Annotated in this window: 14 protein-coding genes and 4 tRNA genes; 3 read left to right on the top strand and 15 right to left on the bottom strand. The window is 41.0% G+C overall.

Going from position 1 to position 15,529, the window contains the following annotated elements:
• Positions 1–42: 42 nt before the first annotated feature.
• From V7137_RS11430 to V7137_RS11410, 5 genes are all read right to left on the bottom strand, one after another.
• Positions 43–117 (bottom strand) — tRNA-Gln (locus tag V7137_RS11430).
• Positions 118–178: 61 nt separating this feature from the next.
• A tRNA-Glu gene (locus tag V7137_RS11425) sits at positions 179–250 on the bottom strand.
• Positions 251–261: 11 nt separating this feature from the next.
• Positions 262–352, bottom strand: a tRNA-Ser gene (locus tag V7137_RS11420).
• A gap of 3 nt (positions 353–355) precedes the next feature.
• Positions 356–430, bottom strand: a tRNA-Asn gene (locus V7137_RS11415).
• Positions 431–550: 120 nt separating this feature from the next.
• Positions 551–1,024, bottom strand: a complete 474-nt coding sequence (locus V7137_RS11410; protein WP_335698202.1) for a SprT family protein — start codon at positions 1,022–1,024, stop codon at positions 551–553.
• A gap of 95 nt (positions 1,025–1,119) precedes the next feature.
• On the opposite strand from V7137_RS11410, the gene cmpA reads away from it, so the two are divergent.
• Positions 1,120–1,233 (top strand): cortex morphogenetic protein CmpA, encoded by a 114-nt coding sequence (gene cmpA / locus V7137_RS11405; RefSeq protein ID WP_144555672.1) that lies wholly within the window; start codon positions 1,120–1,122, stop codon positions 1,231–1,233.
• Between the two features lie 232 nt (positions 1,234–1,465).
• On the opposite strand, the gene V7137_RS11400 is transcribed toward cmpA, so the two are convergent.
• From V7137_RS11400 to acpS, 6 genes are all read right to left on the bottom strand, one after another.
• Positions 1,466–3,640: a Tex family protein gene (locus V7137_RS11400; RefSeq protein WP_335698201.1), complete on the bottom strand. Its 2,175-nt coding sequence runs from the start codon at positions 3,638–3,640 to the stop codon at positions 1,466–1,468.
• 359 nt (positions 3,641–3,999) lie between these two features.
• The gene (gene ndoA / locus V7137_RS11395; RefSeq protein WP_009795787.1) at positions 4,000–4,350 is read right to left on the bottom strand and encodes a type II toxin-antitoxin system endoribonuclease NdoA; all 351 of its coding nucleotides are present in this window, start codon (positions 4,348–4,350) and stop codon (positions 4,000–4,002) included.
• Between the two features lie 4 nt (positions 4,351–4,354).
• Positions 4,355–4,636, bottom strand: coding sequence for a CopG family ribbon-helix-helix protein (locus V7137_RS11390; RefSeq protein ID WP_007083557.1), 282 nt, complete (start codon positions 4,634–4,636; stop codon positions 4,355–4,357).
• A gap of 271 nt (positions 4,637–4,907) precedes the next feature.
• A complete protein-coding gene (alr, locus tag V7137_RS11385; RefSeq protein ID WP_335698200.1) occupies positions 4,908–6,071 on the bottom strand; it encodes an alanine racemase in 1,164 nt (387 codons plus the stop codon).
• Positions 6,072–6,196: 125 nt separating this feature from the next.
• A complete protein-coding gene (locus V7137_RS11380) occupies positions 6,197–7,210 on the bottom strand; it encodes a LolA family protein (RefSeq protein WP_335698199.1) in 1,014 nt (337 codons plus the stop codon).
• Between the two features lie 185 nt (positions 7,211–7,395).
• Complete coding sequence (gene acpS, locus V7137_RS11375) at positions 7,396–7,746, bottom strand: holo-ACP synthase (RefSeq protein ID WP_335698198.1); 351 nt, start codon at positions 7,744–7,746, stop codon at positions 7,396–7,398.
• 255 nt (positions 7,747–8,001) lie between these two features.
• Here acpS and V7137_RS11370 point away from each other — a divergent pair, with 255 nt between their 5' ends.
• Complete coding sequence (locus V7137_RS11370) at positions 8,002–8,730, top strand: rhomboid family intramembrane serine protease (RefSeq protein WP_335698197.1); 729 nt, start codon at positions 8,002–8,004, stop codon at positions 8,728–8,730.
• 64 nt (positions 8,731–8,794) lie between these two features.
• Here V7137_RS11370 and uvsE read toward each other — a convergent pair whose 3' ends face one another.
• From uvsE to V7137_RS11350, 4 genes are all read right to left on the bottom strand, one after another.
• On the bottom strand, positions 8,795–9,760 hold the full coding sequence (gene uvsE, locus V7137_RS11365) for a UV DNA damage repair endonuclease UvsE (protein WP_335698196.1): 966 nt from the start codon (positions 9,758–9,760) through the stop codon (positions 8,795–8,797).
• A gap of 133 nt (positions 9,761–9,893) precedes the next feature.
• The gene (locus V7137_RS11360) at positions 9,894–11,381 is read right to left on the bottom strand and encodes a DEAD/DEAH box helicase (RefSeq protein ID WP_335698195.1); all 1,488 of its coding nucleotides are present in this window, start codon (positions 11,379–11,381) and stop codon (positions 9,894–9,896) included.
• A 578-nt stretch (positions 11,382–11,959) separates the two neighbouring features.
• On the bottom strand, positions 11,960–13,339 hold the full coding sequence (locus V7137_RS11355) for a UDP-N-acetylmuramoyl-tripeptide--D-alanyl-D-alanine ligase (RefSeq protein ID WP_335698194.1): 1,380 nt from the start codon (positions 13,337–13,339) through the stop codon (positions 11,960–11,962).
• A gap of 234 nt (positions 13,340–13,573) precedes the next feature.
• The gene (locus V7137_RS11350; protein ID WP_335698193.1) at positions 13,574–14,647 is read right to left on the bottom strand and encodes a D-alanine--D-alanine ligase; all 1,074 of its coding nucleotides are present in this window, start codon (positions 14,645–14,647) and stop codon (positions 13,574–13,576) included.
• Between the two features lie 217 nt (positions 14,648–14,864).
• Between V7137_RS11350 and V7137_RS11345 the strand changes: the two genes are divergently transcribed.
• A complete protein-coding gene (locus V7137_RS11345) occupies positions 14,865–15,527 on the top strand; it encodes a sulfite exporter TauE/SafE family protein (protein WP_335698192.1) in 663 nt (220 codons plus the stop codon).
• The last annotated feature ends 2 nt before the right edge of the window (positions 15,528–15,529 follow it).

Raw genomic sequence — 15,529 nt, 5'->3', positions numbered from 1 at the left:
CAATTCCGCCACACCCGCATGAATATTTACTGATTAAAAAAATGGCTGGGCTAGCTGGATTTGAACCAACGCATGTCGCAGTCAAAGTGCGATGCCTTACCGCTTGGCTATAGCCCAATGATGTTTTTTTGTAATGAATAAGAAACAGGAAATGAATCAAGGTCACTTCCCGTTCCAATGACCCCTACGGGATTCGAACCCGTGTTACCTCCGTGAAAGGGAGGTGTCTTAACCACTTGACCAAGGGGCCTTAAGTTTATATGGCGGAGAAGGAGGGATTTGAACCCTCGCGCCGGTTACCCGACCTACACCCTTAGCAGGGGCGCCTCTTCAGCCTCTTGAGTACTTCCCCATATGGCTCCGCAGGTAGGACTCGAACCTACGACCGATCGGTTAACAGCCGATAGCTCTACCACTGAGCTACTGCGGAACAATCAAAGATATTTAAGAATCAATAAAGCAATCACCTTATCGACTCTTTACATTATAATTACGATACAATAGAAAGTCAATATAGTTTCAGATAAAAGATTTTTTCCAAATTCTTACCTTACTCAAGGATTATTTCTTTTATTTTTGTCAATTTTCCTCTGCATTTCCCACACACATATCTACTAGTATCAATACTTCTTTTTCTTCTATAAGATAGTTGACACTTCGCGCACTGATATAGCAGGATTCTTTTGGATGTACGTTTTACTTTTTTATCTGGCAATGGCGCACAAAATCGTGGTGCTCCTACTTTTTTTAATAGTTGCTTAAACTCTCGGTCCCTATGCTGATATCCCTTCCCCTCAAGGTGAAGGTGATAGTGGCATAGTTCATGTTTAATAATCCCAACTAGTTCTTTTTCACCAAGCTGGTCATAATATTTTCTATTGATTTCAATATTATGTGTGCCAAGAAGGTATCTGCCGCCTGTTGATCTTAGTCTTGGATTAAACGATGCTTGGTGCAAAAACGGCTTCCCAAATGACTCAACAGATATCTTTTCAACTAATAATTGAAGTTCTTGTTGTTCCATTTTGGGTCCCTCTCTTTCTATGCGAACATGACAACCTATTATAGCATATATTGTATATACCCATAATAATGATGAACTTTTCGGGAGGTTTTATTATGCCGACTTGGTTGCAAAACCAAATGAAAAGAGCTTTCTATGAGAAGGATCGCTATCAGATCAAGATGTTAAACCAGTGCTGGTTCTTTTACAGAAAAAAACACTGTTCCTAGGATAACGGTTTCGTTATCGGGGAGAAATATTTAAAGTGCAAATCCTGATAGGTTTTGCACTTTTTTGTTTCATTGAATATAAACAACCTTGGAGGGGGATTCATTAGAAGATCGGTCGTTAATAACTCCCCAAAACAACCGAAAAGATTTAAATCAAAGACCAGATCGCCGGGCGAAATGGTCCTCTAATAGTAATGATTATCCCCCAAGAAACAGAGCCCGTTCCTCAGCTTTAGTTCGAAGGCGCCAGCATAGTTAAAGCAACGCGCCCTTTTTTCATATCAACCGAGTCTACCCATACGGTAACGACATCTCCTACAGATACAATGTCTAATGGATGCTTTACAAATCGATTGCTGAGTTTTGAAATATGCACAAGCCCGTCCTGCTTGACGCCAATATCAACAAATGCACCGAAGTCAACTACGTTTCGAACCGTACCTTGCAGCTCCATCCCCGCTTTTAGGTCCTCTAGTTTTAATACATCTTTTTTCAAAAGAGGGCGAGGTAAATCATCGCGCGGGTCACGTTCTGGTCTAACTAATGCATCAATAATGTCCTTTAGGGTTAGTTCCCCTATAGCTAGTTCTTCGGAAACTAATTTTAAATCGAGACCATGAAGGGCTGTTTTAAGCTCTTCTGTACCAAGGTCATCGGTTGTAAAGCCGAGACTTGCTAATAATTTCTTCACTTCATTGTAGTTTTCGGGATGGATCCCTGTCCTGTCGAGCGGCTGCTTTCCATCCAGTACGCGTAAGAAGCCTATCGCCTGCTCATACGTTTTTGCCCCTAAACGAGGAACCTTCTTTAGTTGTACCCTGCTTGTAAATTTCCCTTCCTCTTCACGCTTTTTCACAATATTGTTTGCTGCGGTTTTGTTAAGTCCTGCTACATACTGCAAAAGCGATGGAGAGGCGGTATTGACATTCACACCAACTTTGTTAACTGCCGTTTCGACAACAAAGTGCAATGATTCTGACAGTCGTTTCTGGGAAACATCATGCTGGTATTGACCGACACCAACCGATTTCGGGTCAATCTTCACCAATTCTGCTAATGGGTCCTGCAATCGACGGGCAATGGAAGCCGCACTTCTCTCTTCTACCTGCAAATTCGGAAACTCTTCTCTCGCCAGTTCAGATGCCGAATAAACACTGGCCCCTGCTTCATTAACGATTAAATAGAAAATTTCCTCATCCATTTCCTTTAAAATATCGGCAACAAACTGTTCTGTTTCCCTTGAAGCAGTCCCGTTTCCAATGGCTGCCATCTCCACTTTATATTCGCGAAGAATGTTAATAAACTTTTCGCGGGCTTCCTTCGTTTTTGAAACAGGAGGATGCGGATAAATGACATCAATTTTCAGTACCTTGCCTGTTTCATCAACTACCGCCAGTTTACAGCCTGTCCGGTAAGCAGGGTCTACCCCGATAACAATCTTTCCTTTTAACGGCGGCTGCAATAGTAAGTTCCGAAGATTTTCAGAGAATATATGTATGGCTTGCTCTTCGCCTTTTTCCGTTAATTCACTGCGGAGTTCCCGCTCAATAGAAGGTTGAATCAATCGTTTGTAGCTATCTTCTAACGCCTCTAACACGATTGGGGCTGCCGGTGAATGTGTAACACGAACCCATTTTTTCGTTAGATACGCAATAATTAAATCCACATTCATTTTAATTGACACTCGTAGGATATCTTCTTTTTCCCCGCGGTTTAATGCAAGAATACGATGTGGAACAATTTTATTTACAGGTTCATCATATTCATAGTACATTTCATAAATATTTTTCTCGTCTTTTTCCGCTTCTTTGACGACAGATACTACTGCTCCGGATTTAAAGGTTTCTCTCCGAATCCATTTACGGCTTTCAGCATCATCGGAAACCCGCTCGGCAATGATATCTTTCGCACCTGAAAGTGCGTCCTCAACCGTGAGGACTTCTTTTTCCTCCGATAAAAATTGCTTTGCTTTTTCCTCAATACTTTCTTTCGAAAAAGTCAGCAGCCATTCAGCCAATGGTTCCAGCCCTTTTTCCTTCGCGACGGTTGCTTTAGTCCGTCTTTTTTGTTTATAAGGTCTATATAAATCTTCAACCTCTTGAAGTTTCTCTGCCTTGGTAATTGCGGCGTTTAGTTCATCCGTTAATTTTCCTTGTTCAGCTATTATGCGGATAACCTCTTCTTTTCTTTGCTCGAGGTTTTGGATATACTGCCAGCGTTCTAATATATTTCTGATTTGGACTTCATCAAGTGCGCCTGTCATTTCTTTACGATAACGAGCAATAAAAGGAACTGTATTGCCTTCATCTAGTAATGAAATAACACTTTTTACTTGTTTGAAAGAGATTGCTAATTCAGCAGCAATTTTCTTTAACAACTGATCGTCTTTTACGATTGTATCATTCACAAAGCAAGCCTCCATTCCATTTCATTCTATTGTAGCAGAATAAGTAGTGAGTTTCATTAAACAGAGGTCCCCTTATTACTTTAAAAAGGCACTGTTTGATTTCCTCTCCAAGCACTCGCATTCCGCAGGCAGTCCGGGAGCCTCCTCGGCGCACTACGCCTGCAGGGTCTCCCAACCACCTGTTTCTCTCGCAGGAGTTTTATGCCTTTGCTTCGATCAACATGTGTACAAAATCAACAACTTTATCATGACCATTCCAAAAAAAAATAGGCAAGCACATTGGCTTGCCTAAGCAATTTTGAGAATGAGGTCAGGATATGTATGAAAAAACGCTCTTCCTAAAAAGAGCGTGCTTTGCGTTAAAATTCGATGAGACCCAGGCTTATCTGCAAGGCTTCATCCACTTTCTCCATCATTTCGTCATCGAGATGGGTGATTTTATCGGTTAACCGCTGCTTATCAATTGTACGAATTTGCTCTAACAGAATGACCGAATCTCGTTCAAATCCGTAGCGCTTCGCATCAATTTCTACATGAGTAGGAAGCTTGGCTTTTTGAATTTGAGCTGTAATCGCTGCAACAATCACTGTGGGACTAAACCGATTCCCGATGTCGTTTTGGATGACAAGTACAGGTCGGACGCCGCCTTGTTCAGAACCAACAACTGGGGATAGGTCCGCGAAATAAACGTCACCACGTTTGACTATCAAAGGATTATCCTCCGCTTACAAGACGTTCAACTGTGTGTTCTGCCTCATATTCTGCTAAAAATGCTTCTGATGCAATCCCTAGATTTATCTTTGCCATTTCCATGTATCCACGTCTCATCGACTCGCGAATTTGTCTCTTTTTACGCTCGCGTAAATACATTTTTGTTGCCTGGTAGATAAACTCGCTGCGGTTTACATTTTCTTGTTTTACAAAACCATCTAATTCAGTTAAAAGATGTTGCGGTAACTTCACTAAGATTTCCGTAGTTGCGCCGGATTCAGACACAAACATACACCTCCACCATCACTACACACCATTTTTATCTAACCAGAATTCCTTCTGATGAATAAACGCCACTCCACTTCATGAATCGCCCTTTGGCCTGTTTCATACAGTGAGTTTCATTTATTATCTGTACCATATTTAATAATAACACTAATCGAACCTATTGCATAGACTAATTATAATACTACTGTATTATAAGCCAATAAAACACCCTTTTATGCACAAATCAACGCAATATCATAAATATGATGAAAAAACATGATTTAGCCCATTAATCTTGAAGAAGATAATTTTTTAAATCGACAATTTTTCCATCCTTTTTATACAGACGGGGGACCCGATAGGAGATGATACAAGGGACTTCATAATTAATCGTGTCGAGATTTTTGGCAATCTCATTTATTGAAATAAACTGATTCTCCTGCGTGCCAATTAAGGTGACGGTTGTCCCAATCGGAACATAATGCGGTAGCCGGATCATACATTGGTCCATACAAATTCTACCGACAATTGGCGATCTAATACCTTCCACAAGCACTTCTTGTCCTTGCAACTTGCGAATCCAACCGTCCGCATAACCAATTGGAATCGTCCCAATCCACTCTTCTTCACCAGTTTCATAGGTTGCCCCGTAACTCACTTTTTCACCCTTGGGCATCTTTTTGACGTGGACCAGTCGTGATTGGAGTGAAAATGCCTCCTTTAGCTGAAAAGGAATTTCATTTTCCATCTCAAGTGAAGGTGTTAGTCCATACATCGCAATCCCAATCCGGACTGCATTAAAATAAGTCTTTGGATAGCGCAAAGCTGCCGCACTATTGCTGGAATGAATATACTTTGGTTTTTGTTTTAACGCCGAAACCATGTTTTCAAATAAAGCTAGTTGCTGATACATATAGGTTTCGTCTAATGCATCCGCCGTTGCAAAGTGCGTAAAGATCCCTTCTAGAATAAATTGATCATTTTCAGAGATTATTTGCTCGACCACCGTTAATTCAGATACACTTCGAACGCCGATCCTTCCCATTCCAGTATCTACTTTGATATGAACTGAAATCCTATCATCGGTTGTTACATGTTTTAATGCCTCTTCCAGCCATTCTGGTTGGAAAACGGTCAGAGTGATAGCAAATTTTGCAGCTACTTGGATATCTTCAGGCCGTGTCGCACCCAAAACCAGGATGGGAGCAGTAATCCCCTTATTCCTTAAGGCAATAGCCTCATCCATAAACGCAACAGCAAGATAGTCTGCCCCTGCTTCAAGTGCGGTTTCTGCCACTTGAACATCTCCATGGCCATACGCATTCGCTTTGACAACTGCAATCATTGTCACTGCTTGAGGCAAATGCTTCTTTATTGAAGTTAGATTAGCATGAATACAATCTAAATCCACTTCTGCCCATGTATCACGATAGAAAAAACCTTCCTCTTCCATGTTTCCACTTCCCAATAGCTTTAATTATATATCGTTCCATTTTATCACAAAAAATATCATACTACTGTTACCTTTTTATATCAAAAAAAAGAGCAAGCCCTATATAAGCCTGCTCCTTGACTGATTTATTTTACCGCTTCCCCTTGGACAGATGCTGCCACCTCAATTAGTTCTTTTTTCGTTAAGTTCTTGGATGCAATCATATAATCGACACCATTATGCGACCAAGAAATCGAGTGATCGGAAACTGCCCCAATCGTTGCCCCTAAGTCGACAATATCCCCTTCAACATAGGTTGGATTGGTAGATGCCGTTTTCACAGTTACTTTTTCTTGGACAAGTGTAAAGGATTTTTTACCATCGTAAGTGAGAACAACCCTTTTCCCATCCTCCAATGCCACTTCTTTTTCCTCGATTAGTTTGGTTCCTTTCAGTTCTGCAGTTGGATACATAACCGTAAAGGCATCATCGCCGCCATCCGCCATTGCCGGCAGGTTGAGTTGAGCTCGTGTCATGTTTTTCTTCATATCGAAATCGTCCTTGTCAAAGCTGGCATTAAATTTAACCTTCGAGAACTCGACTGTTACGAGGGCATTTCGATCTGGATCCATTACTTTTACCACAGCTGGTGATAAATCACCTTTATTCAATTTGATTTCTTGGAATGGCAGCATTGAATTGTTTTGATAACGGGTTTTGGTTTCAAATACATAATAATCCTTTGTAGTGGAGAATTTCGCACTTTTATCCGCCACAATGTCCTTAATCAGCGACTCATACAAGTAGGCCTGGCTGCTGTTTTGCGGCCAATCGCTTTGGAAACGGAAGCTCTTATTTAGAGCCGGTGTCAGAACAAATACCCCTTGGTTATTCCTTAAAATCATCTGACTTTGGTCTTTTTGAGCATTTTTCAAATTCACACGATAAAAGGTAGGATCTTTGTGCCAGATTTCCACGTTATACACTTGTGAATCCGAACCCATTTTCAACGTCATTTTTGCATTCACCTTATAGCCGCTTAGGTCATCTAGTTTTCCTGTTAACTCTTTAACCACATCACCTTGTGATTTAGAGCCACAGGCAGCTAGAACAAAAATGACCATTAGCCCTGTGATTAGCAGCAACAACTTTTTCCTCATTCCTTCAACCCCTTCTTGTCTCATTTCATATGATTCTAGAGAAGAGAAAGGCAGGGGTCAGGCAATGGAGTTTGCTATCCAAAATGACCATGGCTGACCTTGTCTCTCCTGTTTCCCTATGAATATATGAGACAACCTTTAGGAATATGATAAAGAAGTTGCCAAGCTATTTTTTTAAATAAAAATTAATCTTCTTCAATCATGACTTGCGCGACGGCGTAGTCTCTGCTATGTGATATGGATAAATGGGCCCGTGTCTCAGGCTTTGCAATAAATGGTTTTCCAGAGCTATCATTGCCGATTTCTATATCTAAAAATGATAGCTCAGCACCAATTCCCGTGCCATTCGCTTTTGAATACGCTTCTTTTGCCGCAAAACGCCCTGCAAAAAATTCTACCTTTCTTGCTGCCGGTAACTCTTCAAATTTCTTCCGTTCAGTTGGAGTTAATACGCGGTCAACAAACTTCTTTTGGCGAAGTAGGATGTCCTGGATCCTTGAAAGTTCAATAATATCGATTCCAATCCCTTTAATCATTCTCCATCTTCCTTCTAATTGTTATATGATTAGCATAATAGTGTACAAGATAAGAAAAGCGGAATCGCCCGGTTAGCGGCGTATGGACTGGAGCACTTTGACCGAGATAAAGGAAACACGGAGAGCGTTAGCGATCCGATGTTGACTTATCGTAGGGAAAAGGGCGAAGTACACTAGCCGCTGGGCGATGGAGCTAGACAGTAGTCTAAGTTCATGTCTAAACTTATATATTATGTGACACAGGAGGTGCAAGTAATGTTTACACGAACGGAAAGCTTTCGCGATTTTATCCGCCTTTATCCGATCGTTTCTATTATCATTACCATTCATTTAGGATTATATTTATTAACTAGTTTACCAGTCTTCCCAAACGCCTGGTTCTTTGAAAACCTTTCCGGAGTAAATCTTTACATAACGGAAGGGGAGTATTGGCGCTTAATTACACCGACCTTTATGCATAGCGGGTTCTCACATACGCTGTTTAATAGCTTTTCACTGGTTTTATTCGGACCAGCCCTCGAGCGCATGCTTGGCAGTGGGCGATTTTTATCCATATATCTGCTCACAGGAATCATCGCGAATGTTGCCACACTGCTGCTCGAACCACTTACATATACCCATGTTGGTTCAAGCGGGGCAATATTTGGATTGTTTGGCTATTATTTAGCGATTATTGTCTTTCGGAAACATATGCTTTCTAAGCAAAATGCGCAAATTATCCTGACTCTCTCTGTGGTTAGTTTAATTATGACATTTTTACAGCCGAATATTAATATTACCGCTCATCTTTTTGGATTACTTGGCGGCTTTTTACTAGGGGCGATTCCTTATTTTAATAAAAAGGAATTAACAGATTCAATTCGAGGTACCGCAAACTGGGCAAGCAATAAGAAAAAAAGTATCTCTTATCAATCTCCTTGGAAAGTTCTCATTTGGGCCGCGGTTATCATGATTGCAATTATCGGATTACTCGCACAAAAATAACAGGGATTTGCAGTCGAATCATCCTTCACTGCTATCCCTATTTTCTTTGCCCAGCTTCTCCCCCTTATTCGATAGTAAAACTCGACTGGTCGATCCACGTTACGCCTTCACTATCTTGCAAATCCTTTACTAGTTGGAAAAGTGCCGCATCTTTTCGCTTCGCTTCAATCATACAGTGAATCTCAGGAACCGTCCCTTTAATTTGCTGTAAAAACGTGAGAAACATGTGCGGATCAATCGTGTCCGCATGTGCTCGAAAATCTTTTTCGGAGCGCGGACTCGATATATGCATCTTTATTGGCAGCGGCGACTGTGCCCATGACGCAACAATCCGCTCCCAGTCCGTCACCCATTCTTCATCTTCATGGTTAGCGAGGTGGTGGTGATAATCAAATACCATCGGTACCCCTAACTTTTCACAAAGATAAAGTGTGTCCTTCACTGTAAACGTCGTATCATCATTTTCAAGCATAATCATTTGTTGGATCGATGGGGAAATATAAGCCCAATTATGAATAAACAACTCGAGCGCTTTCTCCTTATTGTTATACCCACCGCCAACATGAAGTACACATCTGTGTTCGGGATCTATTTCCAATCCTTTTAGCAAAGCTTTATGCATGGTGAGGGCTCTCAAGGAATTTTTTAAAATCTCTTTATCTGGAGTATTCAGCACCACGAAATGATCAGGATGAAAGTCAATCCGTGACGGATGTTCCTTTAGATAATTTGCCAGTTTCTTGAGGGTATCATTTAACGGGGTGATGTAGTCCCAATCGAGTAATTCCTCATGATTGGCGAGTGGAATCAGGCGAGAACTTAGCCTGAAAAAATGAATTTGATTGCCTGCATTATGTTTTAAAAGACGGAGGCAATTTTCTAAGTTCGAAATCGCAATTCTCTCTAATTTCCGAATCGCTGCGTCCCGGTCTTTTATTTTTTCAAATTGGGCAAATGTCATTGTTTGCGAGGGGGAAGCATTCTGAAGTTCGACACTCATTGCGACATATCCAAGCCGTACCATTGTCATCATCATCACTCCAGCGGATTGTGTTTATGTTTACTATTCCCTTTTAGGCATAGAAAAAAGCATGAACAAAATCGTCCATGCTCTTGTTTATTTATTCGTCGAGCTGAAGCGCCTAGGCGCTTCAGCTTTTCGTTTAATGATTAAATGTTCTAGGCTTTGAAGTTGATTTACCGCCGCCCGTTCTTTTTTCACCGCTGCGAGGCTTGGCTGGAGCCTTTTTCCTGTTTCGGTCTCCATTGTAAGAACCTCTAGAATCATCTCTTCTTCTACGGTCACGGTCATACGGCTTTCTTTCTCTTCTTTGTGGAAGCTGTTCTTCTGTTAACTTAATTGGTGTTGTATCCGGTTCTTTCGTTAACATTTTCAATACAGCGGCAATTACAGTTGATGCATCATTTTCTTCCAACAATTCTTGCGCTGCTGCTTTATAATAATGTAAATTGTTTGATTCAATCGTTTGAACGATTTTTTCTACAACCGCTTTTTGTTGGCCTTCTAATGCTTCATCAAGCGTCGGAGCCTTCATTTTATCCATTTTGCGTTTTGTGGTTTTTTCCACAACCGCTAGATAAGATTTTTCACGCGGTGTAATGAACGTCATCGCCATTCCAGTTTTACCAGCACGGCCAGTACGGCCAATACGGTGAACATAGCTCTCTGGATCTTGTGGGATATCGAAGTTATATACATGGGTAACGCCTGAAATATCGAGACCCCTTGCTGCTACGTCTGTTGCAACTAGGACATCAATCGTTCCTTCTTTAAATTTGCGCAGGACAGAAATCCGTTTTGCCTGGCTCAAATCACCATGAATACCTTCTGCTGTATACCCTCTTAAAGTTAGTGCCTCAGATAATTCATCTACACGGCGCTTCGTACGGCCAAACACAATTGCAAGTTCTGGTGATTGAATATCTAAAAGTCTTGTTAACACATCAAATTTATTTCGTTCCTGAACTTCAAGGTAATATTGCTCAATTAAAGGAACCGTCATTTCTTTCGTTTTCACGCGAACGATTTGCGGGTCTTTCATGAACTTTTCAGCCATTCTTTGAATTGGCCCAGGCATTGTCGCTGAGAAAAGTAATGTTTGGCGTTCATCCGGTGTTGAAGCAAGGATAGATTCAATATCTTCAATGAATCCCATATTTAACATTTCATCCGCTTCATCAAGGATGACAGTGTTAACTGTATCAAGACGCATCGTTTTTCTGTTGATATGATCCAATACACGACCTGGAGTACCAACAATGATATGTGGAGCCTTTTTTAATGAGCGAATTTGACGGCTGATATCTTGACCGCCATAAATCGGCAATACACGCACTCGTTTACCGGAACCAATTTTATACAGTTCTTCTGAAACTTGAATGGCAAGTTCACGAGTTGGCGCAATAATAATCCCTTGAATCGCATCCGCACTAGTATCAATTTTTTCAACCAATGGAATTCCAAATGCAGCTGTTTTCCCTGTTCCTGTTTGAGCTTGCCCGATCAAATCAATTCCTTTTAGCCCCAACGGAATAGTTTCCGACTGAATTGGTGTAGCTTCCTCAAAACCCATTTTAAGGACAGCTTGTAAAGTGGCCTGGCATAGGCCTAATTCTTCAAACTTTGTCAATGTTTTCATTCTCCTTCATCTATGTGAAAATATTTTTGAGAGCTGAATATTTTCGCCGATACTCAGAAAAGCGGTAGCGCCTGCTCTATTGAGGCGAAAAGCGCTGAGGCCTTAAGGTGAAGTCCGTTTTGGATTCATCAAGAATGGAATCCTTGACGATATAAGTTTAAATTTCATCTAGGATGAAATAAGTTTTTATTTCATCCACAAGGATGGAAGTGGATTTTTATACTTCATCTTAGGCAGGACCGAACGTCTCGGTCCCCTTGGCGCTTGAGCTGACACGCATCAAAAATGCCGTAAATAGGTAACATCTTTATTTTACCAAAAAAAAACATGCTCCCTCAAGGAGTATGCCCTTTAATCATCGTTCTTTAGACACGTTGATGAACATCATACCACTGTTACTAGTATTTTGCAATCAAGATAAGTTTGCAGAATATCCAAACCAATCTTATTACCTCATCAAAAAGCCTAATGGTTAAAATAAAAGGGCACTTTCTCCTCTCAAGGAGGGTCTCTGTTATTTTTCTTTTTTCACCCAGAAATCATTCATGTTCTTGTTAGTTTTAATTTCCTTAATTTACCTGCAAGGCAGTTACGATTGCTTCTAATTTCATTCCTCTTGAGGCTTTGACGAGGATTAACGTTTTATGATTTACATGTTGCTTTAATTCTTGAATGAGCGCTTCTTTTTCTGTAAAGGCAAACACTCTTTCAGATCCTAAAACCGTTCTAGCCTTCTGTGCAATATGCCCTCCTAATTTTCCATAGGTGAACAGGAGATCAACTTTTTCACCGTTTAAGGATTCACCAATTTGCTGATGGTATTGCTCTTCCTGTGGACCAAGCTCTAACATGTCGCCTAGGACGAGGATTTTTCTTTCATAACCTTGAAGATTGGATACTAACTCGATCGCTGCCAGCATTGACGTCGGGCTGGCATTATATGCGTCGTTAATGATTTTTTCGCCTTGGTTCCCTTCTACTAACTCCATCCGCATATTAGTCAACTTAATACTAGCTAACCCCTCATTCATTTTTTCAAAGGGAATGGAAAAATAGTTCGCAATGAGCATAGATGCTAAGGCATTTAAAATATTATGCGTCCCGAGGACGGGAAGTTCAAAAACAGTATCTGACGCATTAATTCTAAACCGATTTCCATTGTCTAACTGAGTAATTTCAGTGGGATATAAATCATTTGTTTCATTTCTTCCAAAGGTCTCAACCTGGACATTTCCGATGTGGCGTTGCATTCTATCCATAAGCAGCGGCTCATCACCATGCAGGACGGCTAGTCCCCCATCTTTGAGCCCTTGCAGGATTTCAAGCTTTGCCTCGGCGATTCCTTCTCTTGAACCAAGGTCAAGAAGATGGGACTCACCAATATTTGTTATGATCACAGCATCTGGGCAGGCAAGCTTCGTCAGGAACTCAATTTCGCCTCTGCCGCTCATGCCCATTTCGAGAACGGCAATTTCAGTGTCCTCGTTTAATCCTAAAACAGTTAACGGCAGGCCAATATGGTTGTTATAATTACCTTCAGTCTTTTGAACCTTATATTGTGTAGAGAGGATACCAGCTGTCATATCCTTGGTCGTCGTTTTCCCATTGCTTCCTGTGATGCCGACTACTTTAACCGCTAATTGTTTCCGGTAGCTTCTTGCTAATTCCTGTAGGGCAACTAGACAATCTTCCACGATCAAGATCGGTAAATGTAAGGGCGGGTTTGGTACATCCTTTTGCCAAAGGGCAGCTGCTGCACCTTTTCGGATAGACTCCTCTACATATTTATGGCCGTCAGAACGTTCCCCTTTAAAAGGTATAAACAAATTTCCATTTTCAATCTTACGTGAATCAATCGATACACCCGTGATGAGAGTATCAGCAAATGTATTCAAAACATCCTGAGCAGAAAGCATCTCAGCAATCTGTTTTAACGATCGTTTTATCATGGATATCCTCCTTTTTATTTCTTTGGCTATGTAAACTTGCCTGTTGATTTCCGTTCCAGGCGCATGCGGTTCGCGGGCGGTCCGGGGAGCCTCCTCGTCCTCCCGCAGGAGTCNNATCAACAGGGTGCCAAAAATCAACAATAGGCTTTGACATAGCATTTTTTTAAACCTCGGTTACTGCAGTGCACTTCTAAATACAAATGGACACGGCAGCTTCAGCCGTGTCTCTGTTTTTTAAAAAGTAAACTTTATCTGTTGTTTCTCTGCATGTCTTTCTTTAGCCAGATTGACAAGTCGCTCAATCAATTGCGGATACTCGACTCCTGTGTGTTTCCATAGAAGCGGGAACATACTAAACGGCGTGAAGCCTGGCATCGTATTGACTTCATTAATCAATGCCTTCCCATCTTTGGTCAAGAAGAAATCTGCTCGGACCAGACCAGAACAATCCAACGCTTTAAAGGCTTTTACCGCCATTTCTTTCAGTTGCTTATATTCTGCGTCATTAATGTCAGCAGGGATAATGAGTGCGGTATCTCCGCTTTCGTATTTTGCTTTATAATCATAGAAATCTTTCTTTGGAACTATTTCACCGGCCACTGAACATTCCGGTTCATCATTACCAAGAACCGCCACCTCGATTTCACGGGCAACAACGCCTTCTTCAATAATGACTTTGCGATCAAACTGAAAGGCTTCTGCAAAAGCTGCTTCTAATTCAGCACGATTTGTACATTTGCTGATGCCAACACTGGAACCAAGGTTGGCTGGCTTTACAAAGCAAGGGTAACCAAGCTCTGTTTCAACTTTGCTGTAAGCCTCCGTTTTCGCTTTCTGCCACTCACTTTTAATAAAAGCTACATAGTTCACTTGGGCAAGATCTGCTTGTGCAAACACATTTTTCATCATCACTTTATCCATACCTGCCGCAGAAGCAAGTACTCCATTGCCTACGTATGGAAGATTTAACAGTTCTAATAAGCCCTGGACAGTTCCGTCTTCCCCGTTCGGTCCGTGTAACAGAGGGAAAATCACATCCAGCGTTTCATGCTTTTCAGCTTGGAAAAGTGCGGGAGCTAATGATAAAGGAGATAATTGATTCCCCTCTGAAAATTCAAGTGCCTTCACATTTTCTACTGGTCCAGTTAATTGCGGCCCCTTAATCCAGTTTCCTTCAGTATTTATGTAAATTGGATGAATATCAAATTTTTCAAGGTCTAACGCCCGAATGACAGCTAGTGCTGTTTGCAGGGATACTTGATGTTCAGCTGATTTTCCTCCATATAATAAACCTAATTTTGTTTTCATACGAAACCTCCATTTTCTCATTCACGGTTATATTTTAAACCTATTTTAAAAAGAAAGGAAATGTAGTCACCCAAGTTTTTTTAAGTTTTTTCCTATTGGTTATTTTATGATGTCTACGGCTTGCTTAAATACTAGCGCTCAATAATTTGTCAATTTAATATTCTTTTTTTTATTATCCTGTATAATGATTTTGAAACGTTTGATTGGAGGCGAGTTCATGACAGGATCACTTTTATCGATTTTATTATTAGGCTTTTTGCTAGGAATTAAGCATGCAATCGAGCCTGATCATGTTATTGCAGTATCCACCATAGCGAGCGAATCTAAGAATTTAAAACGATCCATCTTTGCTGGTGTCTACTGGGGCATTGGGCACACGGCCACCCTTTTTATTTTCGGAATGTTTTTGATTGTCGCCAAAAATACGATCACAGATACAGTTGCACTGAGTCTTGAATTTATCGTCGGAATCATGCTCGTTAGTCTCGGCCTAAATAGTATTTTAACTTTTATGAAACAGCGTCATCCTCATTCCCATACCACTTCGGACCATGAAAAAAAAGCTCGGACTCATCTTAAATCCTTCTTCATCGGGCTCATTCACGGGCTAGCCGGCAGTGCGGCCATGGTTTTATTAACCATGAGTACAGTTTCGTCTGCATGGCAAGGTGCCTTATACATACTTATTTTCGGTTGTGGCACTATCTTTGGGATGCTCAGCTTTTCAACCGTGATTGGGATCCCCTTTGTGTTAACATCCGGTAAGCAAGTGAATCGATATTTGAATAACCTTGCTGGCATAATCAGCATATTATTCGGAATTTATTATATGTATAACTTAGGCGTGAACGAAGGATTATTTAATCTATGGTTTTCGTAAGT

Source organism: Neobacillus drentensis, from assembly GCF_036962765.1.
Lineage (GTDB): Bacteria > Bacillota > Bacilli > Bacillales > Cytobacillaceae > Neobacillus > Neobacillus drentensis_C.
This window is presented reverse-complemented; position numbering and strand designations above follow the sequence as displayed.

Excerpts from the sequence above, each read along its gene's own strand:
- V7137_RS11410 (WP_335698202.1), bottom strand. The coding sequence starts at position 1,024 with ATGGAACAACAAGAACTTCAATTATTAGTTGAAAAGATATCTGTTGAG.
- cmpA (WP_144555672.1), top strand. The coding sequence starts at position 1,120 with ATGCCGACTTGGTTGCAAAACCAAATGAAAAGAGCTTTCTATGAGAAG.
- alr (WP_335698200.1), bottom strand. The coding sequence starts at position 6,071 with ATGGAAGAGGAAGGTTTTTTCTATCGTGATACATGGGCAGAAGTGGAT.
- V7137_RS11380 (WP_335698199.1), bottom strand. The coding sequence starts at position 7,210 with ATGAGGAAAAAGTTGTTGCTGCTAATCACAGGGCTAATGGTCATTTTT.
- acpS (WP_335698198.1), bottom strand. The coding sequence starts at position 7,746 with ATGATTAAAGGGATTGGAATCGATATTATTGAACTTTCAAGGATCCAG.
- V7137_RS11370 (WP_335698197.1), top strand. The coding sequence starts at position 8,002 with ATGTTTACACGAACGGAAAGCTTTCGCGATTTTATCCGCCTTTATCCG.
- uvsE (WP_335698196.1), bottom strand. The coding sequence starts at position 9,760 with ATGACAATGGTACGGCTTGGATATGTCGCAATGAGTGTCGAACTTCAG.
- V7137_RS11355 (WP_335698194.1), bottom strand. The coding sequence starts at position 13,339 with ATGATAAAACGATCGTTAAAACAGATTGCTGAGATGCTTTCTGCTCAG.
- V7137_RS11350 (WP_335698193.1), bottom strand. The coding sequence starts at position 14,647 with ATGAAAACAAAATTAGGTTTATTATATGGAGGAAAATCAGCTGAACAT.
- V7137_RS11345 (WP_335698192.1), top strand. The coding sequence starts at position 14,865 with ATGACAGGATCACTTTTATCGATTTTATTATTAGGCTTTTTGCTAGGA.